Here is a 23,284-nt window from a genome sequence, read left to right as displayed (position 1 = left end):
GCCACTGTACGTGCCGGGCGCCCCCGCGGCACTACAGCCACCTGTAGGTTTCCATCGGCCGCCTGTGGTAGCGACACGCAACTCGACGCTTACCTAGCGTGTGGTTCATGAGATCCACAACCCCGGCCTCCGCGCCGCAGAGCCGCCCGTCCCAGCAACGTCACCGCCGGATCGGCCGACGGTGGCTGGCCGTCGCTGCGGCCGCACTCGGCGCAGCGAGTGTGGCCGTAGCCGTCCAGCCCTCGAACGGCGCGACCGTGCGGTCCACGCCCGGCTACCAGCAGGAAGACCTGCGCCGGGACACCGATGCCATCCAGGCGCTGGGGATCACCGGCGTCCAGGCGCGGGTGACCACCGCCTCCGGCCGGGATCTGGTGGCCACCGCCGGCGCCGCCGTGGCGGGTGCGAACCGCCCGGTGCCCCGCGACGGCTACTTCCGGATAGCCAGCACCGGCAAGGCACTCATGGCCACGGTGATCCTTCAGTTGGTCGACGACGGCAAGCTGTCACTGGACGACGCGGTGGACCGCTGGCTGCCCGGTGTGATCGACGGCAACGGCAACGACGGACGGAAGATCACCGTGCACCAGCTGCTGCAGAACACCAGCGGCCTCCACGACGACCTTCCCGGCTTCGACACCCCGCAGCAGTACTACCTGCACCGCTACGACACGTACACCCCCGAACAGATCGTCGCCCGGGCGATGAGGCACCACCCGGACTTCCGGCCCGGCACCGGCTGGAGCTACTCCAACACCGGCTACGTCGTCCTCGGCATGATCGTCGAGAAGGCCGCCGGGCGCCCATGGCAGGAGGAGGTCGAGAGCCGGATCCTGAAACCGCTCGGCATGAACCACACCTACCTGCCGGGCACCACGTCCACCCTTCGCCGCCCGCACGCCGACGGCTACCAGGTCTTCGCCTCCGGCGAACGGACGGACGTCACCGAACAGATCGTCCCCGACCTCGGCGGCTATGTCTCCACCACGGCGGACGTCAACCGTTTCTTCCAGGGGCTGCTGGGCGGCAAGCTGCTGTCCGCGGCGCGCATGGCCGAGATGCGGGACACCGTCCCGGTCCCCAAACAGTTCGAGGCGTTCTGGCCCGGCGGACGCTACGGTCTCGGCTTGGTCGACCGCCCCCTGAGCTGCGGCGGCAGCTACTGGAGCCACGAAGGAGGCGAAGCCGGCTACATCACCCTGAACGGCGCCACCGACGACGGCAGCCGCACCGTCACCGTCTCCATGTCCACCAGCTTCAACGACCTCCATAAGACAATCCGGCAGCAAAGGGCCGCCAGCGACCTCGTCGACCGCGCGCTGTGCGACACCTCCAGCAACAGGCAGGGAAAGTAGCCGCCCAGGCCGGCGGGGTCAGTCCGCGCTGATCGGCGGGGGCAGGAGGTCGGACGGCAGGGTGCGGGAGGCCACCGCCGCTCCCCGGGCTGCGGTCACGCAGCAATGCCCCACCACACCGCCCACGGTACGAACCCGACCGCGGCCAGCCCGACCGGGGCCAGGCGCAGCCAGACCGCCCAGCTCGGCGTCAGCCGTCGGCGCCAGAATGCGGCTGCCGAGACACAGGCGGATACCACGACGGCGACGGCGAGCCCCTGCACCACCAGCCACAAAGCCGGACGGCCCCACACAACGGGCGCTGCCGCACCGTTCCCCGCCGCGAAGACGGCGAGCGGGCAGGCCACCGTCGCCGCGACCGCCAGCAGGCCGAGCCCGGCCAGCCACCGCACCGGGCGCAGGACCGGGCCCCGGCGCAGGAAGGCACTCACCGGATAGGCGGCGAAGCCCAGGAGGAGCAGCGTCGGGGCGAGCCAGGTGTACCAGGCGTGGCCCGGTATGGGGGTGGAGGCGAGTGCCTGCCCGGGTGCGGGGGCGGCGCTCGACGCCGGTGGGTGGCCGGCGGCCACGGCCTGCACCCATGAGGTCATGGTCTGCGCATAGCGCGGGGTCAGCTCCCCCAGCTTCTTGCCGTGGAAGAGCGGGCCGCCGATCCGGTCGAACCCGTCCGACGTGCGGTGCCCGTTGTGCGCACCGCCGGCGACGAAGCCGATGACGACGTGCCGGTTGCCCGCACGGGCCAGGGCCTCGCGGAAGATCCGTGCGCTCTCCTGGGGCGGCACCTGCGTGTCGTGATCGCCCCACAGCGCCAGTACCGGCGTTCGGTGGAGCCGCTCCAGTACCGGCAAGGGGTCGTAGCCGGCCGCGGGGAACAGACCGGTCGAGGCCAGGAACTGGGCGGCGGGGCCGGCCACGGTGCGACGGAACGGTCCGCCCACCCCTTGGTGGTGCAGATGCGTGGAGAGGTTCCAGGTCTGGGTACGCAGCGGGTCGTAGCCGGGCCCGCCGATGGTGACGACGAAGGCGACGTCGGTCGAGCGCGATGCGGCCAGCGGCGCCACCCAGCCCCCCTCGCTGAACCCCCACAGCCCGACCTGGCGTGGGTTCACCCCGCTCCTGGACTGCAACAACCGCACTCCGGCGAGGGCGTCGTCGGCCAGCAGGCTGAAGTCCGTGTGGAGCCGGGAGTAGCCGACGGTCCGCTTGTCGTAGACGAGCGTGGTGATCCCGGCCCGGGCGAACGCCTCGGCCTCCTGCCGGTACTCCTCCCGGGGCCCGGAGCCCGAGCCGCCGACGAGTACGATGCCGGGTTCCGGGCCGGGTGCTCCGTTCTTGCTGAGGACGGTGCCGTGCAGGACGAGCCCACCCCCGCCCCGGAAGGTGACCTCCTGGCGGACCAGCCCGTCCCCGTCGGCGTACGCCATGGGCGCGGCCAGCAGGAGGAGGGCGCTGGCCAATGCCCCGGATAAAACGGCCAGTACGGCGCGTATCGGTGATGCGGACGTGGCCGAGAGCAGCACGCGTGCGTTCCCCTTCGTTGTCGGTTGGGCCGCACGGTCAGTCGGTCTCGGGAATGCCGAGCAGCCGGACGAGCACGGTCCGCGCCCCGGGCGCGTTCCCTTCCGGAGCCGAGTACCGATAGAGGAGCGCGATGTACTCCTCGAAGAACGCGCGGAGTTGGCCGGGGTCGACCCGGAGCGTCGCGCGCGAGAAGAGGGCCGCGTCGGCCCAGGGCCCCAGCGTGTCGCGCGCCTCCTCGAACCGCCGGGCGGAGTCGATCAGTTCGGCGAGGTTGAGCCGGTGCATCTCGGTCAGCGCCTCGCGCATCTCCGGCGTCTGTCGGCTGTACGGCGGGAACCGCCGGTCCCCCGGCACTGCCCGCCACCACCGCTCCCGCCCCTTCGCCAGCTCCGGGACCTCCTCGACGAGGCCGTGCTTGGCCAGCTGCCGCAGGTGGTAGCTGACCAGCCCCGTGCTCTCGCCCAACTCACGTGCGAGCACGGCAGAGTTGGCCGGCCCCCGGCGCAGGCATTGCTCGATCTTCTGCCGCATCGGGTGCGCGAAGGCGCGCAGCGCCTCGACATCGGTGATCTCTTGAGCAGGCGGTTGTTCGGCCATGGTGGAAGGCTACGAGTTACAAAGAGTACTTGCAAGGGTCCCTTGCAACTCTTGAGTGCGGGCTGAGCTGCCACTTCGCCGCACACTGCCGGGAGGCGCGCAGGTGGAGGCCGGCGAGGTAACTGTCGGGGGATTTGTCGTACCGGGTCGCGATGCCTCGCCAGGCCTGCGGCCTCGAAGACGCCCGCGTCACGCCACTGCCGGAAGCGGTTGTGCAGTGGACCACGCAGCGGAACGGCATGGAGCGGTGGCGCAGGCGGCGGCATGACTCTAGGAACCGCCGTCACCTACCTCGTACTCGAACCAGACCCGATGGGTGCCGTCCGCGTCGATCCGCAGACCGCCGCTTCCTCGGATCCCGGCCAGTGCCCCCGTCCCGCTCCCCGGCACGATCACGAAGAACTCGGCTTCTCTGCCTTCCCCGAGGGTCGTCGCCGAGTGGGCGAAGTTGAAGGACCCGCGCCGCTCCCGGAGGGCTCCCTCGAAGGACTCCATGGCGACATACGTGCCGGATCCGCTCGCCTGGTCGTAAGCGGCGGTGAACAGCGTCCCGGACACGCCGGCGACCTCACCCTCGTACCGCTTCCGCATCGTGGCCACGCCGACCGGCACCGCCGTCTCGACGACCGGCTCCGGCAACCGCACGTCCGCCGGAGTGAACTCCTCAACCTTGAACGTCCCTGAAGCTCTCATGCCGCGATGCTAGGACGCACCACTGACAACACCGACGTCTGCAGGCGACTGAAGCAAATGATGCGTACGTCGATGGTGGCGCGCTCGGACTGGTCTGCCAGGTGCTTCGGTTGCCGCCGGGTCACCTCGGCGCCGCCGTAGGGCATGCGCAGCGCGGCTTCGTGGACGTGGGCGACGCACGGGAGGGGGTGGGGGCGCTCGAAGACCTGCCGGCGCTTCATGCGGTGGGCCACGCGCAGTTCGGCCTCCAGAGTGCCTGCTGTCGTAGTCCGCACTGGGTGAACGTCTCGGGATGAGCGCCGACGACATCGAGGCCGTGGTGTTCGAGGAGCATGCCGCCTGATCAGGAGGCGGCCGGGCGTCCGTCGCGTCTACGCCGTCTCGACACTCACCCGCACCCCCGCCCGCAGCCCCCACCCCGCCATCGCCCCCGCCTCCGCCTCCAGTACGTGCCGCGCCCGGAGGCGGGGCAGGCCCAGGCGGCCGGGAGGCATCGTGCGGACGGCCACCACGGTCAGCCGGCGGTCCAGATAAGCCACGTCGATCGGGATGCGCATGCCGAACGTGTGGACCCCGCTCGCCGGTGACAGGAGCAGCGCACCTTCGACGGCGTCTCGGCCCAGCAGGCCCTTCGTCCGGGCCCGGTAGGAGACGGCGATCTCCAGCGGGACGGTGGCGAGCGGCTCGGCTCCGTCCGCGCCCACGACCAGCCTGCCCCACCCGTCCCGCCAGCGCCGACGTCGTCCCATCTCCTGCCCGACCCTCCCGCTCAACACGCCCGATTCATCAACACGTTGCCGTTTCCCTTCCTCCCCACTAGGAAGGCCGACATGACTGAACTCGGTGCCGTCTTCCGACCCCAACTCCCGCCCGAGCGGCTGCGGGCCGTCGCCCGTGTCGCGGACGAGGCGGGGCTCGAAGAGCTGTGGCTGTGGGAGGACTGCTTCCGGGAGGGCGGGATCTCGACCGCCGCGGCGGCGCTCGCGTGGACCGAGCGGGTGCGCGTCGGTGTCGGACTGCTGCCCGTACCGCTCAGGAACGTGGCCCTCACCGCCATGGAGGCCGCCTCCCTGCACCGCATGTTCCCCGGCCGCGCCACCCTCGTCGTCGGCCACGGCGTGCAGGACTGGATGGGCCAGGTCGGCTCCCGCACCGCCTCCCCGCTCACCCTCCTCGGCGAGCATCTCGACGCCCTGCGCGCCCTGTTGAGAGGTGAGCGGCTCAGCGTACGGGGCCGGTACGTCTCCCTGGACGACGTCGCCCTCGACTGGCCGCCGCAGTCGGCCGTACCCGTCCTCACCGGCGCCACCGGGCCGCGTACCCTGCGCCTCTCCGGCGCAAGGGCCGACGGCACCGTCCTCACCGCCGCCACCCCGCCGGACGGCGTACGGCAGGCACGGCGGCTCATCGAGGAGGGGCAGCGGGAGGCCGGGCGGGACGGCGAGCCGCACAAGGTCGTCGTCTATCTGCTGACCGCCACCGGAGCCGGCGCAGAGGCCCGGCTGAGGGCCGAACTCACCGCCGAGGGGCTGGAGTCGGTGCCCGACCTCGGGGTCGCCGGTGACGCGGCCACCGTGGCAGAGGCCGTACGGCGGCTCGCCGACGCCGGTGCCGACACGGTCGTCCTCCAGCCGACAGGGGACGAACCCGACCCCGAGGCCTTCATCCGCTTCACCGCCGAGAAGGTCCGCCCCCTGGTCCCACACGGCCCTCGCCCATGACCATCGGTCCCCTCCCCACCCCCTGGCAGCTGCCCTTCGAGCTCGCCTGGGAAGCTCTGCGGGCCGGGAGCCGGCCCGTCGGTGCCGTGCTGTACGACCCAGAGGGGAACGTCGTCGCGGCCGGGCGGAATCGGAGGGTCGTCTTCGCCGCCCCCGATGATCAGTGGCGCGGCATCGAGCGGGTTCCGGAGATCGGCGGGGCGATCGCGACCCGCTGGGCGCGCAGGGAGGGACCGCTCACCGGGGTGCTGCGCCCCCTCGCGCGGTTCGGCGGGCTGCTCATGGAGGTGTGGGAGGCGCGACACCGGCCGGAGCGGGTGCCGGCGTACGTTCCCGCCCGGCGGCTGCTGGACGCCGGACTGCTCGACGTGCCGACCGCCGAGGCGGCGTACGCCATCGTCAGCTCGTGACCGGACGGTGGTCGCCGGTCGTGCCGTCGATCAGCTCCCGCAGGATGTCGATGTGCCCGGCGTGCCGCGCGGTCTCCTCGATCATGTGGACCAGGGTCCAGCGCAGACTGACGGTGATGTCCCGCCAGGACGGCCGGCCCTGGGCGTCCAGCGGCAGCTCGGTGATCACCGCGTCGGCGGCGGCGCGGGCACGGCCGTAGAAGGCGATGATCTGTTCCGTCGTCTCGTCGGAGGTGATCCGCAGGTCGTCGTACGGGTCGAACCACAGGGGCTCCGGCTCACCCCCGAACGTCTCCACGAACCAGCCGTACTCGACCGCGGCCAGATGCTTCACCAGGCCCAGCAGGTTGGTGCCGGTCGGGGTCATCGGCCGGCGCAGCTGCTCGTCGTCGAGTCCCTCCAGCTTCCACAGCACCGCGTCCCGGTGCCGGTCCAGGCTCGTGTGCAGCGTCTGCTTCTCCGCAGCGGTGTAAGGCGTCATACGAGCGGAAATTAGCAGGCCCCGCCGACAGCGGAACTGCGATCATGACGGCATGACGGCGAAGCCTTCCTTCGAGGACCTCGTGGCCGAGGGGGCCACCGTACCGACCGAGGGGTGGGACTTCTCGTGGTTCGAGGGGCGGGCCACCGAGGAGCGGCCCTCGTGGGGGTACGCCGCGTCGGCGGGGGAGCGGCTGGGCAGGGCGGAGGCCGCGCTCGACATCCAGACCGGTGGCGGTGAGGTGCTGGACTTCGCGCTGAGCCGGGCCGAGCCGGACCGGCCGGTGCTGATCGCCGCGACGGAGGGCTGGCCACCGAACGCCGTCAAGGCCACCGCGCTGCTGCGGCCGCGCGGTGTCGTGGTCGTAGCCGCCCCGGACGACGCGACGCTGCCGTTCGCCGACGAGGCCTTCGACCTGGTGCTCAGCCGGCATCCGGTGCGCCCGCACTGGGAGGAGATCGTGCGGGTGCTGCGGCCCGGCGGGGCGTACTTCGCCCAGCATGTCGGGCCGGCCAGTGTCTTCGAGCTCGTCGAGCACTTCCTCGGACCGCTGCCGGCGGAGGTGCGCGCCGGCCGGGACCCCGGGCGCGAGCGGGCCGACGCCGAGGCGGCGGGCCTGGAGATCGTCGCGCTGCGGGCGGAGCGGCTGCGGATGGAGTTCCACGACATCGCCGCCGTCGTTCATTTCCTGCGCAAGGTGGTGTGGATGGTCCCGGGCTTCACCGTGGAGGCGTACGAACCCCAACTCCGCGCGCTGCACGCGCGGATCGAGCGGGAGGGCCCGTTCGTCGCCCACAGCGCCCGGCACCTCTTCGACGCCCGCAAGCCGGCCCGCCCGTCGGAACTTCGCCTGTAGTTCGCCCGGGGTTTCCACATTGTTATCCGCTGCGGTTCACAGCAGCCCCACCCGTCACATAGGTTCAGACCAAGGTGATTCGCGCAGGCAAAGCCGCGCGACCAGTACCGCGCAGTGGAGGGGGCTGCGCGGTGCTGTGAACCCGTTCGACATCCCGGCAGTCCGGTGGCGGAACCGTCAAGTCGCCGTTCGCTGGTCCGGTAGCCCGTCGGGGGGATGCCCGGACAAGTCGCCGAAGAGTCACCGAGATGGCGCAAACCCTCCGGATCCTTTCGAATTCGTTCGTGTCCGACCGGTTTTCCCTGTGATTTCGCTGTGAATTGGCCGGGATTCACCCCCGAATCCAGTCTTCCGCAACCATCGGGGCGTCGCCGGACGATTCCGGAGAGTAGTTGTGGCACGCCGATGCACCCACGAACCCTTACGAAGGGTTATGGTGGAAACCCCCCCTCGGGCCGGTCCGTCTCCCCCCCCACGGACCGGCCCGTTTTTTCTGCCCGGCCTCCGGAACCTCCCGGCAGAGGGCCACCGTCCCGACCAGTAGGGGCGCGGGGCCGTATCCGATCTGCGGCTCCGCCGCGTGGGCGCGACAAGCCCCCACCGGCCCGCACCCGACGACGAATCCGTACGAACCCCCATCCCCCAAACCCCGGGCTCTAGCAAGCCTCGAGCAACGGTAGGCTCAACGGCTCCGGCACCCTCATCCCCGCCAACCCCCGGAGGGCCACGTGAACCTGCGCGACAACCTGCGCAGCCTGCTCGTCAGGCTCTACGCACGCCGGGTGGAAGGCCACCTGGACCACGATCAGGTGCCCAAGCACATCGGCGTCATCATGGACGGCAACCGCCGCTGGGCGAAGGCGTCCGGCTCCACCACCGTCCACGGTCACCGTGTCGGCGCCGAGAAGATCGAGGAGTTCCTCGGCTGGTGCACCGAGACCGACGTCGAGGTCGTCACCCTGTGGCTGCTGTCCACGGACAACTTCGACCGGCCGCAGGAGGAACTCGTCCCCCTGCTCGGCATCATCGAGGACGTCGTCCGTACCCTCGCCGCCGACGGCCGCTGGCGGGTGCACCACGTCGGCACGCCCGATCTGCTGCCCCACGAGATGCGGATCGCGCTGAAGGAGGCCGAGGAGGCCACCGCCCACATCGACGGAATACTCGTCAACGTGGCCATCGGCTACGGCGGCCGGCAGGAGATCGCCGACGCCGTGCGCTCCATGATGTTCGACGCGTACGACCGGGGCGTGCCGATGCTGGAGCTCGCCGAGTCCGTCGACATCGACATGATCGGCCGTCATCTCTACACCAGCGACCAGCCCGACCCGGACCTCGTCATCCGCACCAGCGGCGAACAGCGGCTGTCCGGATTCATGCTCTGGCAGACCGCTCACTCGGAGTACTACTTCTGCGAGGTCTTCTGGCCGGCGTTCCGGAAGGTCGACTTCCTGCGCGCGCTGCGCGACTACGCCGCACGTCACCGCCGCTTCGGCGGCTGACCCCGCACGGTCCTGACGTACGCCCCGTCGCCACCCGGTGACGGGGCGTCGTCGTGTGCGCCGGTTCGCGCGGACGTCACAAGGTGTTCACCGGCGCGCTGTTGGCCACATTTGCATGGCGGCGCATGTTCGAGGGCATAAGCCAGTCAGGTCGACGCCCGAACCACGGGCGTCGGATCTCAGCGGGCGGCACGGGGCCGTCCGCCCGGGAGGCCCTTTGCACCAGCCCGACCGTGCGGTCATCGCACGGAAGCAGCCGTGGAGGGCCGGTCCTCGGCCCGCCGCGCGCGGGGGCCGTCGATCGGCCCGGTCATTCCCGCCCTCCCGGCCCTGCTTCCACCTCGTCGCTCCCCGACCTCATCCGAGGGGGTACGTCCTTCCGTGGTGACCAGCACAAAGCGCCACAAGCCAGACCGGCGCACCTATGTTCTCGACACCAGCGTCCTGCTGGCCGACCCGAACGCCCTGACCCGCTTCGACGAGCACGAGGTCGTGCTCCCGATCGTCGTGGTCACGGAGCTGGAGGCCAAGCGGCACCATCCGGAACTCGGCTACTTCGCCCGCCAGGCCCTGCGCCTGCTGGACGACTACCGGGTGAAGAACGGTCGCCTCGACGCCCCCATCCCGATCGGGGAGCTGGGCGGGACCGTCCGTGTCGAGCTCAATCACTCGGACCCCAGCGTGCTGCCCACCGGCTACCGCCTGGGGGACAACGACTCCCGCATCCTCGCGGTGGCCCGCAATCTGCAGGCCGAGGGGTACGACGTCACCGTCGTGTCGAAGGACCTCCCGCTCAGGATCAAGGCCTCGTCCGTGGGCCTCCTCGCCGAGGAGTACCGGGCCGAACTCGCCATCACGGAGAACTCTGGCTGGACCGGAATGTCCGAACTGACCCTCCCCGGCGAGCAGGTGGACATCCTGTTCGAGGAAGGGCACGTGTACGTCCCGGAGGCCTCCGGTCTCCCCGTGCACACGGGACTGACCATCCAGTCCGAGCGCGGCAAGGCGCTCGGCCGGATCACCGCCGAGGGCAACATCCGCCTCGTGCGCGGCGACCGGGAGGCGTTCGGCATCAAGGGCCGCAGCGCCGAGCAGCGCATCGCGCTCGACCTGCTGCTCGACCCGGACGTCGGGATCGTCTCGATGGGCGGCCGGGCCGGCACCGGCAAGTCGGCGCTGGCGTTGTGCGCGGGCCTGGAGGCGGTCCTGGAGCGCCGCCAGCACCAGAAGGTGATGGTCTTCCGGCCGCTGTACGCGGTCGGCGGGCAGGAGTTGGGCTATCTGCCGGGCTCCGAGGCGGAGAAGATGAGCCCGTGGGCGCAGGCCGTCTTCGACACGCTGTCGGCGGTCACCAGCCGCGACGTCATCGAGGAGGTCACCGCGCGCGGGATGCTCGAGGTGCTGCCCCTGACCCACATCCGGGGGCGCTCCCTCCACGACGCGTTCGTGATCGTGGACGAGGCGCAGTCGCTCGAACGGAACGTCCTGCTGACCGTTCTGTCCCGGATCGGCGCCAATTCACGGGTCGTTCTGACCCATGATGTGGCGCAAAGGGACAATCTGCGGGTCGGCCGCTACGACGGTGTCGTCGCCGTCGTGGAGAAGCTGAAGGGGCACCCGCTCTTCGCCCACGTCACCCTGACGCGGTCCGAGAGGTCCCAGATCGCCGCCCTTGTGACCGAAATGCTGGAGGACGGCCACATCTGACCCGTCCCGTCCGACAGTTGGCGCCGTCCGGCAAAGGCCAAGAGCCTAGCCGGGCGGCGCCTCGGTGTGTGGAGCTTTCCGTAAATCCCCGGGGGCAAACGGGATGTGAGCTTTCACACGCAACTCGGAATTGCCACGCGGCGTTGTATTACGGCAGAGTCTCGTTCCTGTCAGGCCCCGCATACGACACAGCTGTACCCCCAGCGGTACGGCGCCCCAGAAGCACCACCAACTCCATAGAGTTCGTCGTATGCCGCCCGAGCACCACGCGGCGCTCCCCGAGGGGAGATGCCCACCGGGCCCGTGCCTCCCGTGACCCCGCAGTTGGGAGGCCAGTGCCAGGGGCACGATTGCGTCCGCCAGGGTCACCGAAGCGGGCGATGCTGGAAGGAAACCGAGTGAGCCGGATTTCGGTCCGGGGATTCGCAGTGGTCTCGGCCACCGCGGTCACCGCCGTCGGAAGCGTCGTCGGAGTTGCCTCGGGCAGCGTCGCGCAGAACAACAACGACGCCGAGGCGACGGCTGCCGACACCACGCTCCTCGCGGACATACCCGCGGGTCAGCAGGCCCAGGTCCAGTCCGCGTCCCTGACGCAGCAGGCCGACGCCCAGGCCATCGCCGCGGACGCGAGCGCCAAGAAGGACGCCGAGGCAGCGGCCCGCAAGGCTGCCGCCGATACCGCGTACGCCAAGAAGGCGGCCGCTCAGAAGGCGGCGGACGAGGCCAAGCAGCGCGCCGAGGCGAAGTCGGCGGCCAGCCGCAGCTCCGACGGCAGCGACGGCATCTTCCCCGTGCAGTCGTCGTACACGGTGGCGCAGGTCCAGGCCATCGCACGGCAGATCGTGCCGTCCGGCCAGTACCAGTGCTTCAGCAACATCGTGACGCGCGAGTCCACCTGGAACTACCAGGCGGTCAACGCCTCCTCCGGCGCCTACGGCCTCGTACAGGCGCTGCCCGCCGGCAAGATGGCGTCCGCGGGCGCCGACTGGCGGACCAACCCGGCCACCCAGATCAAGTGGGGCCTGCAGTACATGAACGAGCGGTACGGCAGCCCGTGTGACGCCTGGACGTACTGGCAGGCGAACGGCAACTACTGAGACCGGCCGCGCTCTCAACCTGACGAAGCCCCTCCCCGTCCTTAGGGGAGGGGCTTTCGCCCTGTACGGTCGTATCCGGATATCTCCTGGGGGAGGAGAGGTGGCGAGCACGCGGGGACGCGGGGGAAGAGGGCGGATCATGTCGCGAGTGCCAGGGTGGCTCGGCAAGCTCGGTGCCGGTCTCACCGAGATGAGCGAGCGCCTGGACGAGCGCCGCGCGGAGGTCGAGCAGGAGACCGACCCGAACCCCCCGCTCTCCGCGCCCGATCGACCCGGCCCGGCCCCAACGCCCGCCGCCCCGGCCGCTCCGGCTGCCCCGGTGGCTCCCGTGGCTCCGGTGGTTGACGCTCCGCCCCCCGCCCCCCAGCCCGCGCCGCCGGCCGGACCCCGCCCCGACCCGGCCCAGGCCGTGCCCTGGGGCGTGCGCGTCGCCGCCGAGGCGGGGTGGAGGCTGCTGGTGCTCGCCGGGACCGTCTGGGTCCTGATGAAGGTCATCAGCTCGGTCCAGCTGGTGGTCTTCGCCTTCGTCATCGCCCTGCTCGTCACCGCGCTGCTCCAGCCGACCGTCGCCCGGCTCACCCGCCGCGGGGTGCCGCGCGGCATCGCCACCGCGCTCACCGCCATCAGCGGCTTCGTCGTCATAGGCCTGATGGGCTGGTTCGTGACCTGGCAGGTCATGGAGAACATCGACACGCTCTCCAACCAGATCCAGCACGGCATCGACGACCTGCGCAACTGGCTGCTGAAGAGCCCCTTCCACGTCACCGACAAGCAGATCAACCAGATCGCCAAGAACCTCCGCGAGGCGATCGGCGCCAACGCCGACCAGATAACCTCCTTCGGCCTGGAGGGCGTCCAGGTCATCGTCGAGACCCTGACCGGCATTCTGCTGGTGTTCTTCTCGACGCTGTTCCTGCTCTACGACGGCAAGCGCATCTGGGAGTGGTTCCTGAAGCTGGTGCCCGCCGCCGCCCGCCCGGGCGTGGCCGGGGCCGGTCCGCGTGCCTGGCGCACCCTGACCGCCTACGTGCGCGGCACGGTCCTGGTCGCCCTCATCGACGCCACCTTCATCGGCATCGGCATCTACTTCCTCGACGTGCCGATGGCCGTCCCGCTGGCCGTCTTCATCTTCCTGTTCTCGTTCATCCCGCTCGTCGGCGCGGTCGCCTCCGGCGCGCTCGCGGTGATCGTGGCCCTGGTCACCCAGGGCGTCTTCACGGCCGTCATGACCCTCGTGGTCGTCCTCGCCGTCCAGCAGATAGAGGGCCACATCCTGCAGCCGTTCATCCTCGGCCGCGCGGTCCGCGTCCACCCGCTCGCGGTCGTCCTCACCGTGGCGGCCGGCGGCATGGTGGCCGGCATCGGCGGCGCGGTGGTGGCCGTACCGCTGGTGGCGGTGACGAACACGGTGGTCGGATATCTGCGGCAGTACTCGCTGGAGCTCCAGCAACAGCAGCGGGAACAGGCTGCCGCTGTCGAGCCGGAGCCCGTGGCGGAGAACGCGGAAGACCCCGTCCACGCGGAGTGAACGGGGCCTTCGCGGCACGGCCTACTCGGCCAGGACGGCCTCGGCCTCCAGCGTGACGCCGACGGCCTGGACCACCGAGGCGATCTTGAACGCCTCCTGGATCACGTCGCGCTCCACACCGGCCTTGCGCAGCACCTGCTCGTGCGAGTCCAGGCACATGCCACAGCCGTTGATCGCGGAGACGGCGAACGACCACAGCTCGAAGTCGGTCTTGTCCACGCCCGGGTTGCCGATGACGTTCATCCGCAGGCCCGCGCGCAGGGTGCCGTACTCGTGGTCGGACAGCAGGTGACGCGTCCGGTAGAAGACGTTGTTCATCGCCATGACGGCGGCGGCCGCCTTGGCGGCCGTGTACGCCTCCGGCGTCAGGTTCGCCTTCGCCTCCGGCTCCAGCTCACGCAGCACGATCGGGGACCGGGAGGCGATGGCGGTCGCCAGCACCGTGCCCCACAGCGCTTGCGCGGGCAGGTCGGAGTTGCCGATGACCGAGCCCAGGTTGAGCTTCAGGTCCTTGGCGTAGTCCGGGACGCGGGACTTCAGCGAGTCGAGCGACATGGGTCACTCACCGGCCAGCAGCGCGACCGGGTCCAGGGTGTTCTCGCCCTTGTTCCAGTTGCAGGGGCACAGCTCGTCGGTCTGCAGGGCGTCCAGGACCCGCAGGACCTCCTTGGGGTTACGGCCCACGGAACCGGCGGTCACCATCGTGAACTGGATCTCGCGGTTCGGGTCGACGATGAAGACGGCGCGCTGCGCGAAGCCGTCCTCGCCCTCGATGCCGAGGTCGCGCATCAGCTCGTGCCTGGAGTCGGCCATCATCGGGAACGGCAGGTCGGTCAGGTCCGGGTGGTCCTTGCGCCAGGCGTGGTGGACGAACTCGGAGTCACCGGAGAAGCCGAGGATCTGGGCGTCGCGGTCGGCGAACTCGTCGTTCAGCTTCCCGAACGCGGCGATCTCGGTCGGGCAGACGAAGGTGAAGTCCTTCGGCCACGCGAAGACGACCAGCCACTTGCCCTCGTAGGACTTGTGGTGGATCTGCTCGAACTCCTTGCCCTTCTCCAGCGAGACGCAGGCGGTCAGTTCGAACTCGGGGAACTTGTCACCGACAGTGAGCACACGCTCTCCTTGCAGCGAAGAAACGCCCCTTTTGAGGGCCTTTCCCGTGTGGGTTGGACTCCGCTGATGGTGGCACAAGGTGCATTGATCAGTGAAATAGCTACACTCGGTCGGGTTGATCGGAGGTAGTTATCAGTGACCATCAGTAACGGCAGGCGGAAGCAACCGAGCCTCGCACAGCTGCGTGCCTTCGCCGCCGTCGCCGAGCATCTGCACTTCCGGGACGCGGCCGCCGTGATCGGGATGAGCCAGCCCGCGCTGTCCGGCGCCGTCTCGGCGCTGGAAGAGGCCCTCGGGGTGACCCTCCTCGAGCGTACGACGCGCAAGGTGCTGCTCTCGCCCGCCGGCGAGCGGCTCGCGGTGCGGGCGAAGGCGGTGCTGGAGGCGGTCGGCGCGCTGCTGGAGGAGGCCGAGGCGGTCCGGGCGCCGTTCACGGGCGCCCTGCGCCTCGGTGTCATCCCCACCGTGGCGCCGTACCTCCTGCCGACCGTGCTGCGACTCGTGCACGACCGCTACCCCCAGCTCGACCTCCAGGTCCACGAGGAGCAGACCGCCAGCCTGCTGGAGGGCCTCAACTCCGGCCGGCTGGACCTGTTGTTGCTGGCGGTCCCGCTCGGCGTCCCCGGCGTCGCCGAACTCCCCCTCTTCGACGAGGACTTCGTGCTCGTCACCCCGCTCGACCACTGGCTCGGCGGCCGCGAGGGCATCCCGCGCGAGGCGCTGAAGGAGCTGAACCTGCTGCTCCTGGACGAGGGCCACTGCCTGCGCGACCAGGCCCTCGACATCTGCCGCGAGGCGGGGCGCGAGGACGCTCCGGTCACGACGACGGCGGCCGGCCTGTCGACGCTGGTCCAGCTGGTGGCGGGAGGTCTCGGGTGCACGCTGCTGCCGCGTACGGCGCTCAAGCTGGAGACCACCCGCAGCAGCCAGCTCCTCACCGGGTCCTTCGCCGAGCCCGCCCCCAGCCGCCGGGTCGCCTTCGCGATGCGGGTGGGGGCGGCGCGTTCCGCGGAGTACGAGGAGCTGGCCGCCGCCCTCCGCGAGGCCCTGCGAGCGCTGCCCGTGCGGGTGCTGGACGAGCGGGCCTAGGGGACGGGCGGGCCGAGTTCCCCGTCGGCCCGGGGCCCGCGGGGAATTCGGTCATACGGAGGGGATCGGTACCAGCACTGCCAGTCGTTGTTCGGGGTGCGGGGCCGGCGGGGCTACTCCGTGCGCAGCCCGTCCGGCCGCATCAGCCGGAGCAACGGCGGCAGGCTGAGCAACGTCACCGTCAGGACCACCACGGCGCCCGCGCCCGTCATCGCCAGCACGCTCGGCCAGTCCACGCCCACCGTCGCGCCGACCATCTTCAGCAGGACCGTGCCCAGCGTCAGCCCCACGGCCGAGGCGAGGAGCAGGCCGAGGGCGATCGGGATCGTCGTCTGCCACAGGACCGACAGGCCCAGGGTGCGCCGCCGGGTGCCGAAGGCGACCAGCGACGACAGGAGCTTGCGCCGGTCGCGCAGCTGCTCCAGCTGGGAGACCAGCAGGCTCGCGCCGATGAGTGCCAGGACGCAGATGGCGCCGACGAACAGGCCGGTGCGGATGGAGGTGAACTTCACCGACTGCTCGGTGGACGACCACACCAGCGCGTCCGCCAGCGGGTCGAGCCGCGCGGCAGTGTTGCGGACGTACTCGTGCACGTCCGGCACCGACTCGTCGAGCCTGAGGTACACCGTTCCGGAGAGCGCGCTGTCCATCCGGCCGGGCACGGCGGCCGGTGTCATCAGCACCGCGCTCTCCTTGACCCCGTTCGGGCCGGTGATCGCGCGGGCCGGCTTCAGGTTGCCCGGCACGGTCCAGACGACGTCCGGGCCCGCGCCCAGGCCGTCGCTGGTGTTGACGTGGAGGGCGCGGCCCGGCCGGGCGAGGCTGTCCACCTCGGAGTCCTCCTCGCCGCCCTTCACCGCGAACATGTCCCCGTCGCGGCAGGAGGTCAGCCGGGCCAGCTCGCGCAGGGAGGCGCAGGTGCCCACGGTGACGTCCACCGTGTTGTCCGGCCCGTCACCAGGGGTCCAGCGCCGGTCGCCCAGGGTGGTGCTGCCTAGCGCGGTGGCCTTGCGTACGCCCTTCGTCGCGGCGAACGTCTCGGCGGCCTGCCCGAAGGGGAGGCCCCGGGACAGGTTGATCTGCATCTGAATGCGGTTGGTGTCCTTCCCGGTCTGCTTGGTGTAGTCGCCCTGGACGCCCGCGAACAGCATCTGGAGCGCGATCGCCCCGGCCACCGCGACCGCGATGCCGTTCACCATGCGGGCCGCCGAACCGCTGCTCAACTGCAGCCGTCGTACCGCCAGTTGCCAGGCCACGCCGCCCTGGTTCAGCCGGGCCACCACCGCTTCGACGATCCACGGCAGCAGCGCGGTGATGCCGGCGAGCAGCAGCAGGACGCCGCCGATCACCAGGTACTGGTTGAACTCGCCGTTCGAGCGGCCCTGGCCGATCATCGGGGCGAGGCAGGCGAGGCCGCCCAGCGGCAGCAGCAGCCGCCACCACAGCCGGCGGCGCGCCGGTCTGGCCGTACGGACCACGCCCAGCGGCTCGATGACCACCCCGCGCAGCGCGAACAGCGTGACCAGCACCGCCGCCGCCGGTACGGCGACCGCGACCAGGGCGGCCAGTGTGGGGGAGGGGTCGAGGTAGCTCGGGAACACGCTGACGCCCACGACCTCGACCGAGCCCGCGAGCCGGCGGCCGAGCAGGAAGAACACGGTGCCGAAGACCAGCCCGACCAGCGATCCGGCGAGCGCCTCGCCCGCCGCGATCCGCCGGGTCATCCGGCTGTCTGAGCCCACCAGCCGCAGCGCGGCCAGCCTGCGGTCGCGTCGTTCGCCGCCGAACCGTACGGCCGCGGCGATGAACACGGCGACCGGCATGAGCAGCACCACGAAGACGACCAGCACCAGCAGGATCAGGACCGGGTCCGCCTTCTGCGCCGGGCGCGCCTGCGGCGGCCCGAAGTGGGTGATCCGGGCCGTGCGCCAGCCGTCGATGCGCGGGGCCAGGCCCTTCGCCCCGGCGTAGTAGGCGAGTTCGTGGGAGCCGACGAGCCCGGGCTCGCCGATCGTCCCGACGATCCGGTACGGCAGCCGCGCGCGCAGCACCGTGCCGTCCGCGGAGCCGAGCAGGTTCTTCAGCGCGGGGGAGACGAGCATGTCGCCCGGCGCCGGGTATGCCGTCAGGCCCGGTGCGACCGGCGCCTTGGGCCCCTCGGGCTCCACCAGCCGGCCGCGGACGTCCTTGCCGTGGTACGTCGTGTCGGCGTCGGAGATCAGCAGGGTGTTCGCGGCCTTCGGCCGGTGCGAGCCGTAGGTGTAGTCCAGACGGTCCTGGTTGCGCTGGTCCCGTACCGCGAGCGCGTTCGGGATCGCGGTCGTCAGCAGCAGCAGCGCCACGCCGAGACCGACTCCGACCGCCGTCAGCAGGACCCGGATCCAGCCCTCGCGCCCGCCGGTGAAGGCGAACCGGACCCCGAGGCCGAGGTCTCTGGCCCACTGCCGGACTTTCATACGATCCGCTCCATGTCCCGCGACTTCCCGTCGCGTACGACGATCTCCCGGTCGGAGTAGGCGGCCACCCGGGCCTCGTGCGTGACGAGGACGACGGCCGCGTTGGACGAGCGGGCCGCGTCGGTCAGCAGCTCCATCACGCGCTCGCCGTTGAGGGAGTCGAGCGCGCCGGTCGGCTCGTCGGCGAAGACCACCCGGGGCGCGGTGACCAGGGCCCGCGCCACCGCGACGCGCTGCCCCTGGCCACCGGAGACCTCGCCGGGCCGCTTGCCCTTGAGGTCGTCGACCTCCAGGCGCTCCATCCAGCTGAGCGCGGCCTGTTCGGCCTGCTTGCGGGAGGTGCCGTTCAGCCGGAGCGGGAGGGCCACGTTCTCCACGCAGGTCAACTCGGGCACCAGCTGGCCGAACTGGAAGACGAACCCGAACTCGGAGCGTCGCAGGGCGCTGCGCTCGGCGTCGCTCATGCCGGCCAGTTCACGGCCGGCGTAGGTGATGGACCCGGAGTCCGGCGGGACGATGCCCGCCAGGCAGTGCAGCAGTGTCGACTTGCCGGAGCCGGAGGGGCCCATGACGGCGACGACCTCGCCGGGGTGGATGGAGAACCCGGCACCGTCGAGCGCGACCGTGGGGCCGTAGGCCTTGCGCAGGTTCTCGGCGGCGAGCAGGGAGCCGGGGGGAGGAGGAACGCTGGTCATGCGGCCACCGCCTCGCGGAGCTTGTCGAGGCGCGCGGCGGTCAGTTCCAGCCAGCGCAGGTCGGCCTCCAGGTGGAACAGCGCGTGGTCGCAGATCAGCTGGTCCGCGAGGTCGCCCTTGCGTTTGCGGTCGGTCAGGATCCGCATGCTGCGCAGGTGCTCGGAGCGCTGGGCGTCGAGGATGACGGCCGCGTCGCGGTGGGTGAGGAGGGCGAGGACGACCTTGGTGTACAGGGTCGACTGCAGGTACTCCTCGGGCTTCTCCGGGGTGCCGAGCCAGCGGTCGACGTCAGTGATGCCGGCGTCGGTGATGGCGTACCGCTTGCGCTCCGGGCCGTCGCCCGCCTCGATCCCGTCGACTTCCACGAGGCCGTGCTTCAGCAGTCGGGACATCGTGGAGTAGACCTGGCCGTAGTGCAGCGGCCGGTCGTGACCGAACTTCTCGTCGAAGGCCCGCTTGAGGTCGTAACCGTGGCGCGGGCCGGACTCCAGGAGCCCTAGAAGGGTGTGACCGATGGACATGCAGATGACTCTACACACGGTGTATACGTGAGGTGTATACGCGGAGTGTGTAGATCATGGCCGGTCGTGAGGAGGGTGTACGGCGGTGCAGGTCGGAGCCGATTGTCACGGTTCCGAAACAGGCGGCCGGCCCCTGCGCGGCAGCGGTCCCGCCTCCTTCGGCAGCCGGCCCGCCTCCGCCAGCGCCTTCCGCAGCAGGAACTCGATCTGCGCGTTGGCCGAGCGCAGCTCGTCCCCGGCCCAGCGGGCCAGTGCGTCGTAGACCGACGGGTCGAGCCGCAGCAGCACCTGCTTGCGCTGCTGCGGCCGCCGCCGGGGAGTCCCTTCGGGGGAGTCCGTCACTGGTAGAGGGTCCCTGTGTTCAGTACCGGCTGCGGGGCCCGGTCGCCGCACAGCACGACCATCAGGTTGGACACCATCGCCGCCTTCCGCTCCTCGTCCAGTACCACGATGTCCGCCTCCGCGATCCGGCCGAGCGCCGCCTCGACCATGCCGACCGCGCCGTCCACGATCTGCCGCCGGGCCGCCACGACCGCCCCGGCCTGCTGCCGCTGGAGCATCGCCGAGGCGATCTCGGGGGCGTACGCGAGATGGGTGAAGCGCGACTCGACGATCCGTACTCCGGCCGCCTCCACCCGCGCCTGCAGCTCGACGGCCAGCTTCTCGGTGATCTCCTCGGCGTTGCCGCGCAGCGACAGGCCGCCCTCGTCATGGGCGTCGTAGGGGTACTCGATCGCGATGTGCCGCACGGCGGTCTCGGTCTGCGTGGCGACGAACTCGGCGAAGTCGTCCACCTCGAAGGTGGCCCGCGCGGTGTCCTGGACCTTCCAGACCACGACCGCGGCCAGCTCGATCGGGTTGCCGTAGGCGTCGTTCACCTTCAGTACGGCGGTCTCGTGGTTGCGCACCCGGGTGGAGATCCGGGTCCGCGAGGTGAAGGGGTTCACCCAGCGCAGGCCGTCCTGGCGGATCGTGCCCCGGTAGCGCCCGAAGAGCTGGACCACCCGGGCCTCGCCGGGGGCGACCGTGTTCAGCCCGCGCAGCGAGATGACCGCGGCGAGGAAGACGACGATCCCGGCGACGATCAGTCCGGCCTTGGCGCCGGCGGCGGAGACGGCCGCGGCGGTGGCGAGCAGCGCGACGGTCGCGCCGAGCCCGACCAGGCCGAGCAGCAGGGCGAGCCCGCCGCCGATGCTGGGCGCGGTGAACTCCCGTACGCGGGGCGCGGGCATCTCGGGTACGTCGGGTGTGGCGTCGGTGGTGGTCATGGGTGATCCCCCGTTTCTGGTACTGCTCACTTCGGTCTATCTAAGTGATAACACTTTTCTGATCCGAAGCAACCCGGGGCAGTCCCGAAGCAACCCTCCGGCCTCCAGAACCGTCGGTTCCCTTGGGGCAGGTGCTGATTGTCACGTCCGTAAAAGAGCGGATCGGACGCCCTTTGTCATATAGGCGGGTGTTAGTTTTCGGAGCTGACCCCGAGACGGATGTGGAGCGTAGGGACCCATGGGACGAGCGGAAGAGAGACGAGCGCGACAGCGCGGCGGACACCGCGCGGCACCCAAGCGCCGCCGCTCCGCCCCCGAGGGCGGTGCCGCTCCCGCACCCGGCGGCAGCGCCGGGCCCGCCCCGGGCCGCAGGGCCGCCGGCAAGGCCGCCAAGCCGCCCAAGGGCCGAATACGCCGGCTCTTCACCTGGAAGAAGATGCTCGGGACCTTCTTCGGCCTCTGCCTGCTCGTCGTGGGCGCGTTCATCGCGCTGTACATGACGATCAACATCCCGGCGGGGAACGCGGCCGCCCAGTTGCAGAGCAACATCTACAGGTACAGCGACGGCACGCTCCTCGCCCGCACCGGCGAACTCAACCGGGAGAGCGTCGACCTCGCCGAGGTCCCCAAGGACGTCCAGCGCACCTTCGTCGCGGCCGAGAACAAGACCTTCTACCAGGACGGCGGCATCGACCTGAGAGGCATGGCCCGCGGTCTGCTCAACACCGCCATGGGGCGCGGCACACAGGGCGGTTCGACCATCACCCAGCAGTACGTCAAGAACTACTACCTGGACCAGACCCAGACCCCCACGCGCAAGCTGAAGGAACTGGTCATCTCGCTGAAGCTGGACCGCCAGAAGTCCAAGGACTACATCCTCGCGGGCTACATCAACACCAGCTACTACGGCCGCGGCGCCTACGGCATCCAGGCCGCGGCCCAGGCCTACTACCGCAAGGACGCCAAGAACCTCACGGTCGAGGAGGGCGCCTACCTCGCCGCGCTGCTCCAGGCGCCGAACCAGTACGACTGGGGCATCGCGACCGACACGGGCAAGAAGCTGGCGCAGGCCCGCTGGAACTACGTGCTGGACAACATGGTCAAGCAGCACTGGCTGGACGCGGGCAAGCGCCAGGCCATGAAGTTCGAGATCCCCAAGGCGCCCAAGGCGGCGCCCGGTATGAAGGGGCAGACCGGCTACCTGGTGGACGCGGCCAACTCGGCCCTGTACAAGCAGCTCGTCGCCCAGGGCGACGCCGCCACCCTCAATGACGCCGAGGCGCTGGTGAAAAAGGGCGGCTGGACCATCACGCTCAACATCGACAAGAAGAAGCAGCGTCAGCTGGAGCAGGCCGTCACGGAGCAGCTGACCAGCAAGCTGAACGCGAAGAAGCGTTCCGTCGACGGCGACGTCCAGCCCGGTGCCGTGTCCGTCGACCCGAAGACGGGCAGGGTCCTCGCCATGTACGGCGGCGTGGACTACTTCAAGCACTTCACCAACAACGCGACCCGCCGCGACTACCAGCCCGCCTCCACCTTCAAGCCGGTGATCCTGGCCGCCGCCGTGGACGAGGGCGCCAAGACGCAGGACGGCCGGGCGATCGGCGCGAGCACGATCTACGACGGCACGAGCGGCCGCCAGGTCGTGGACAACGGCGCCAAGGTCGGCTTCGGCCCGCCGAACGAGGACAACCACGACTACGGCAACATCACCGTCCAGACGGCGATGAACCAGTCCGTCAACTCCGTCTTCGCGCAGATGGGCGTCGACGTGGGCATGAACAAGGTCATGACCACGGCCAAGGCGCTCGGCATGGACACCAAGGGCATGGAGGCGGTCCCCGCGCAGACGCTGGGTTCCATGGGCGCGAGCCCGATGGAGATGGCCGGCATGTACGCGACCCTCGACAACCACGGCAAGAAGGTCACCCCGGCGATCATCAAGTCGGCCGAGCACAAGGACCGCACCGTCAACCTCCCGGACCCGATCGGCGACCAGGTGGTCAGCCGGACCGCCGCCGACACGGTCACCTCCGTGCTCACCGGCGTGGTCGACGACGGTACGGCCAACCAGTCGGTGGCGAGCAACCCGGCGCGTAACGGCCAGCAGGTCGCCGGCAAGACGGGTACGTCCGACAACAACAAGTCGGCCTGGTTCACCGGCTACACGCCCGGCCTGGTCACCTCGGTCGGCCTGTTCGGCGAGTCCGCCAAGTCCCACGCGCAGGTTCCGCTGACAGGCGCCACGGGCCTCATCACCAAGGGCGGCGGGCGTATCAACGGCGGCAGCTATCCGGCGCTGATATGGGCCGCGTACACCTTCGGGGCGATGGGCGACGTCACCAAGTTCGACCTGGACACCACGCAGGGCGCGGCCGTCCAGCCGTCCGACACGCCGTCGACCCCCGCCACGGCGTCCAACACGCCGTCGAAGCCGCCGACCAGCAAGCCGCCGACGTCCACGCCCCCGTCGAAGCCGCCGACCAGCAAGCCGCCGACGTCCACGCCTCCCACACAGCCGCCGACGTCCACGCCTCCCACACAGCCGCCGACGACGCAGCCGCCGACGGACCCCGTCACGGGCAACCCGCTCAATCCGGGCGACGGCCAGAACTTCGGCCAGTAGGAGCGCACACGTGAAGGGCGCCCGGGACTCCCCGGGCGCCCTTCACAC

General features: G+C 70.6%; 23 protein-coding genes. 10 read left to right on the top strand and 13 right to left on the bottom strand.

Annotation, left to right across the window (positions count from 1 at the left end; translation table 11 throughout):
• Window positions 1–107 precede the first annotated feature (107 nt).
• Entirely contained in the window at window positions 108–1,355 is a 1,248-nt protein-coding gene (locus tag ACH47Z_RS15620; protein ID WP_399073790.1) for a serine hydrolase domain-containing protein, read from the top strand.
• A 95-nt stretch (window positions 1,356–1,450) separates the two neighbouring features.
• Here ACH47Z_RS15620 and ACH47Z_RS15615 read toward each other — a convergent pair whose 3' ends face one another.
• From ACH47Z_RS15615 to ACH47Z_RS15595, 5 genes are all read right to left on the bottom strand, one after another.
• A complete protein-coding gene (locus ACH47Z_RS15615) occupies window positions 1,451–2,812 on the bottom strand; it encodes an alpha/beta hydrolase family protein (RefSeq protein ID WP_399073789.1) in 1,362 nt (453 codons plus the stop codon).
• A 100-nt stretch (window positions 2,813–2,912) separates the two neighbouring features.
• A complete protein-coding gene (locus ACH47Z_RS15610) occupies window positions 2,913–3,473 on the bottom strand; it encodes an ArsR/SmtB family transcription factor (RefSeq protein ID WP_399073788.1) in 561 nt (186 codons plus the stop codon).
• A 270-nt stretch (window positions 3,474–3,743) separates the two neighbouring features.
• The gene (locus ACH47Z_RS15605) at window positions 3,744–4,166 is read right to left on the bottom strand and encodes a DUF3224 domain-containing protein (protein WP_399073787.1); all 423 of its coding nucleotides are present in this window, start codon (window positions 4,164–4,166) and stop codon (window positions 3,744–3,746) included.
• Window positions 4,163–4,441 carry a Scr1 family TA system antitoxin-like transcriptional regulator gene (locus tag ACH47Z_RS15600; protein ID WP_399073786.1) on the bottom strand — a complete coding sequence of 93 codons (279 nt, stop codon included), beginning with the start codon at window positions 4,439–4,441 and terminating at the stop codon, window positions 4,163–4,165. Before ACH47Z_RS15600 ends, ACH47Z_RS15605 begins: the two co-directional genes overlap by 4 nt.
• Before the next feature lie 96 nt (window positions 4,442–4,537).
• Window positions 4,538–4,915, bottom strand: a complete 378-nt coding sequence (locus ACH47Z_RS15595) for a DUF192 domain-containing protein (RefSeq protein ID WP_399073785.1) — start codon at window positions 4,913–4,915, stop codon at window positions 4,538–4,540.
• Window positions 4,916–4,960: 45 nt separating this feature from the next.
• On the opposite strand from ACH47Z_RS15595, the gene ACH47Z_RS15590 reads away from it, so the two are divergent.
• Both ACH47Z_RS15590 and ACH47Z_RS15585 read left to right on the top strand, forming a co-directional pair.
• On the top strand, window positions 4,961–5,887 hold the full coding sequence (locus ACH47Z_RS15590) for an LLM class flavin-dependent oxidoreductase (RefSeq protein ID WP_399073784.1): 927 nt from the start codon (window positions 4,961–4,963) through the stop codon (window positions 5,885–5,887).
• Complete coding sequence (locus tag ACH47Z_RS15585) at window positions 5,884–6,297, top strand: hypothetical protein (protein WP_399073783.1); 414 nt, start codon at window positions 5,884–5,886, stop codon at window positions 6,295–6,297. Before ACH47Z_RS15590 ends, ACH47Z_RS15585 begins: the two co-directional genes overlap by 4 nt.
• Here ACH47Z_RS15585 and ACH47Z_RS15580 read toward each other — a convergent pair.
• Window positions 6,287–6,778 carry a DinB family protein gene (locus ACH47Z_RS15580; protein ID WP_399073782.1) on the bottom strand — a complete coding sequence of 164 codons (492 nt, stop codon included), beginning with the start codon at window positions 6,776–6,778 and terminating at the stop codon, window positions 6,287–6,289. The two genes, ACH47Z_RS15585 and ACH47Z_RS15580, sit on opposite strands and share 11 nt — an antisense overlap.
• A gap of 52 nt (window positions 6,779–6,830) precedes the next feature.
• Here ACH47Z_RS15580 and ACH47Z_RS15575 point away from each other — a divergent pair, with 52 nt between their 5' ends.
• The 5 genes from ACH47Z_RS15575 to ACH47Z_RS15555 all read left to right on the top strand — a co-directional run bounded on the left by ACH47Z_RS15575 (window position 6,831) and on the right by ACH47Z_RS15555 (window position 13,468).
• Window positions 6,831–7,634 (top strand): methyltransferase domain-containing protein, encoded by an 804-nt coding sequence (locus ACH47Z_RS15575; protein ID WP_399073781.1) that lies wholly within the window; start codon window positions 6,831–6,833, stop codon window positions 7,632–7,634.
• 728 nt (window positions 7,635–8,362) lie between these two features.
• A complete protein-coding gene (locus tag ACH47Z_RS15570) occupies window positions 8,363–9,136 on the top strand; it encodes an isoprenyl transferase (RefSeq protein ID WP_399073780.1) in 774 nt (257 codons plus the stop codon).
• Between the two features lie 381 nt (window positions 9,137–9,517).
• Window positions 9,518–10,843 carry a PhoH family protein gene (locus ACH47Z_RS15565; RefSeq protein WP_399073779.1) on the top strand — a complete coding sequence of 442 codons (1,326 nt, stop codon included), beginning with the start codon at window positions 9,518–9,520 and terminating at the stop codon, window positions 10,841–10,843.
• Between the two features lie 398 nt (window positions 10,844–11,241).
• Window positions 11,242–11,940: a transglycosylase SLT domain-containing protein gene (locus ACH47Z_RS15560; RefSeq protein WP_399073778.1), complete on the top strand. Its 699-nt coding sequence runs from the start codon at window positions 11,242–11,244 to the stop codon at window positions 11,938–11,940.
• Window positions 11,941–12,079: 139 nt separating this feature from the next.
• The gene (locus ACH47Z_RS15555; RefSeq protein ID WP_399073777.1) at window positions 12,080–13,468 is read left to right on the top strand and encodes an AI-2E family transporter; all 1,389 of its coding nucleotides are present in this window, start codon (window positions 12,080–12,082) and stop codon (window positions 13,466–13,468) included.
• A 21-nt stretch (window positions 13,469–13,489) separates the two neighbouring features.
• Here the strand turns inward: ACH47Z_RS15555 and ACH47Z_RS15550 are convergent, their stop codons facing one another.
• Window positions 13,490–14,023: an alkyl hydroperoxide reductase gene (locus ACH47Z_RS15550; protein ID WP_399073776.1), complete on the bottom strand. Its 534-nt coding sequence runs from the start codon at window positions 14,021–14,023 to the stop codon at window positions 13,490–13,492.
• 3 nt (window positions 14,024–14,026) lie between these two features.
• Window positions 14,027–14,581 (bottom strand): peroxiredoxin, encoded by a 555-nt coding sequence (locus tag ACH47Z_RS15545; protein ID WP_399073775.1) that lies wholly within the window; start codon window positions 14,579–14,581, stop codon window positions 14,027–14,029.
• A gap of 135 nt (window positions 14,582–14,716) precedes the next feature.
• On the opposite strand from ACH47Z_RS15545, the gene ACH47Z_RS15540 reads away from it, so the two are divergent.
• A complete protein-coding gene (locus tag ACH47Z_RS15540; protein WP_399073774.1) occupies window positions 14,717–15,670 on the top strand; it encodes a hydrogen peroxide-inducible genes activator in 954 nt (317 codons plus the stop codon).
• Between the two features lie 113 nt (window positions 15,671–15,783).
• On the opposite strand, the gene ACH47Z_RS15535 is transcribed toward ACH47Z_RS15540, so the two are convergent.
• The 5 genes from ACH47Z_RS15535 to ACH47Z_RS15515 form a co-directional block, all read right to left on the bottom strand.
• Window positions 15,784–18,126: an ABC transporter permease gene (locus ACH47Z_RS15535; RefSeq protein WP_399073773.1), complete on the bottom strand. Its 2,343-nt coding sequence runs from the start codon at window positions 18,124–18,126 to the stop codon at window positions 15,784–15,786.
• Window positions 18,123–18,821: an ABC transporter ATP-binding protein gene (locus tag ACH47Z_RS15530; protein ID WP_399073772.1), complete on the bottom strand. Its 699-nt coding sequence runs from the start codon at window positions 18,819–18,821 to the stop codon at window positions 18,123–18,125. Before ACH47Z_RS15530 ends, ACH47Z_RS15535 begins: the two co-directional genes overlap by 4 nt.
• Window positions 18,818–19,342: a PadR family transcriptional regulator gene (locus ACH47Z_RS15525; protein WP_399073771.1), complete on the bottom strand. Its 525-nt coding sequence runs from the start codon at window positions 19,340–19,342 to the stop codon at window positions 18,818–18,820. The genes ACH47Z_RS15530 and ACH47Z_RS15525 overlap by 4 nt, the downstream gene beginning before the upstream one ends.
• A 105-nt stretch (window positions 19,343–19,447) precedes the next feature.
• A complete protein-coding gene (locus tag ACH47Z_RS15520) occupies window positions 19,448–19,735 on the bottom strand; it encodes a hypothetical protein (protein ID WP_399073770.1) in 288 nt (95 codons plus the stop codon).
• Entirely contained in the window at window positions 19,681–20,610 is a 930-nt protein-coding gene (locus ACH47Z_RS15515) for an SPFH domain-containing protein (protein WP_399073769.1), read from the bottom strand. Before ACH47Z_RS15515 ends, ACH47Z_RS15520 begins: the two co-directional genes overlap by 55 nt.
• 238 nt (window positions 20,611–20,848) lie before the next feature.
• Between ACH47Z_RS15515 and ACH47Z_RS15510 the strand changes: the two genes are divergently transcribed.
• Window positions 20,849–23,236 (top strand): transglycosylase domain-containing protein, encoded by a 2,388-nt coding sequence (locus ACH47Z_RS15510; protein ID WP_399073768.1) that lies wholly within the window; start codon window positions 20,849–20,851, stop codon window positions 23,234–23,236.
• Window positions 23,237–23,284: the final 48 nt, after the last annotated feature.

Source organism: Streptomyces sp. NPDC020192, assembly GCF_044388685.1.
GTDB lineage: Bacteria > Actinomycetota > Actinomycetes > Streptomycetales > Streptomycetaceae > Streptomyces.
Note: the sequence above shows the minus strand (reverse complement) of the source record. Positions and strands in the feature narration are given on the sequence as shown.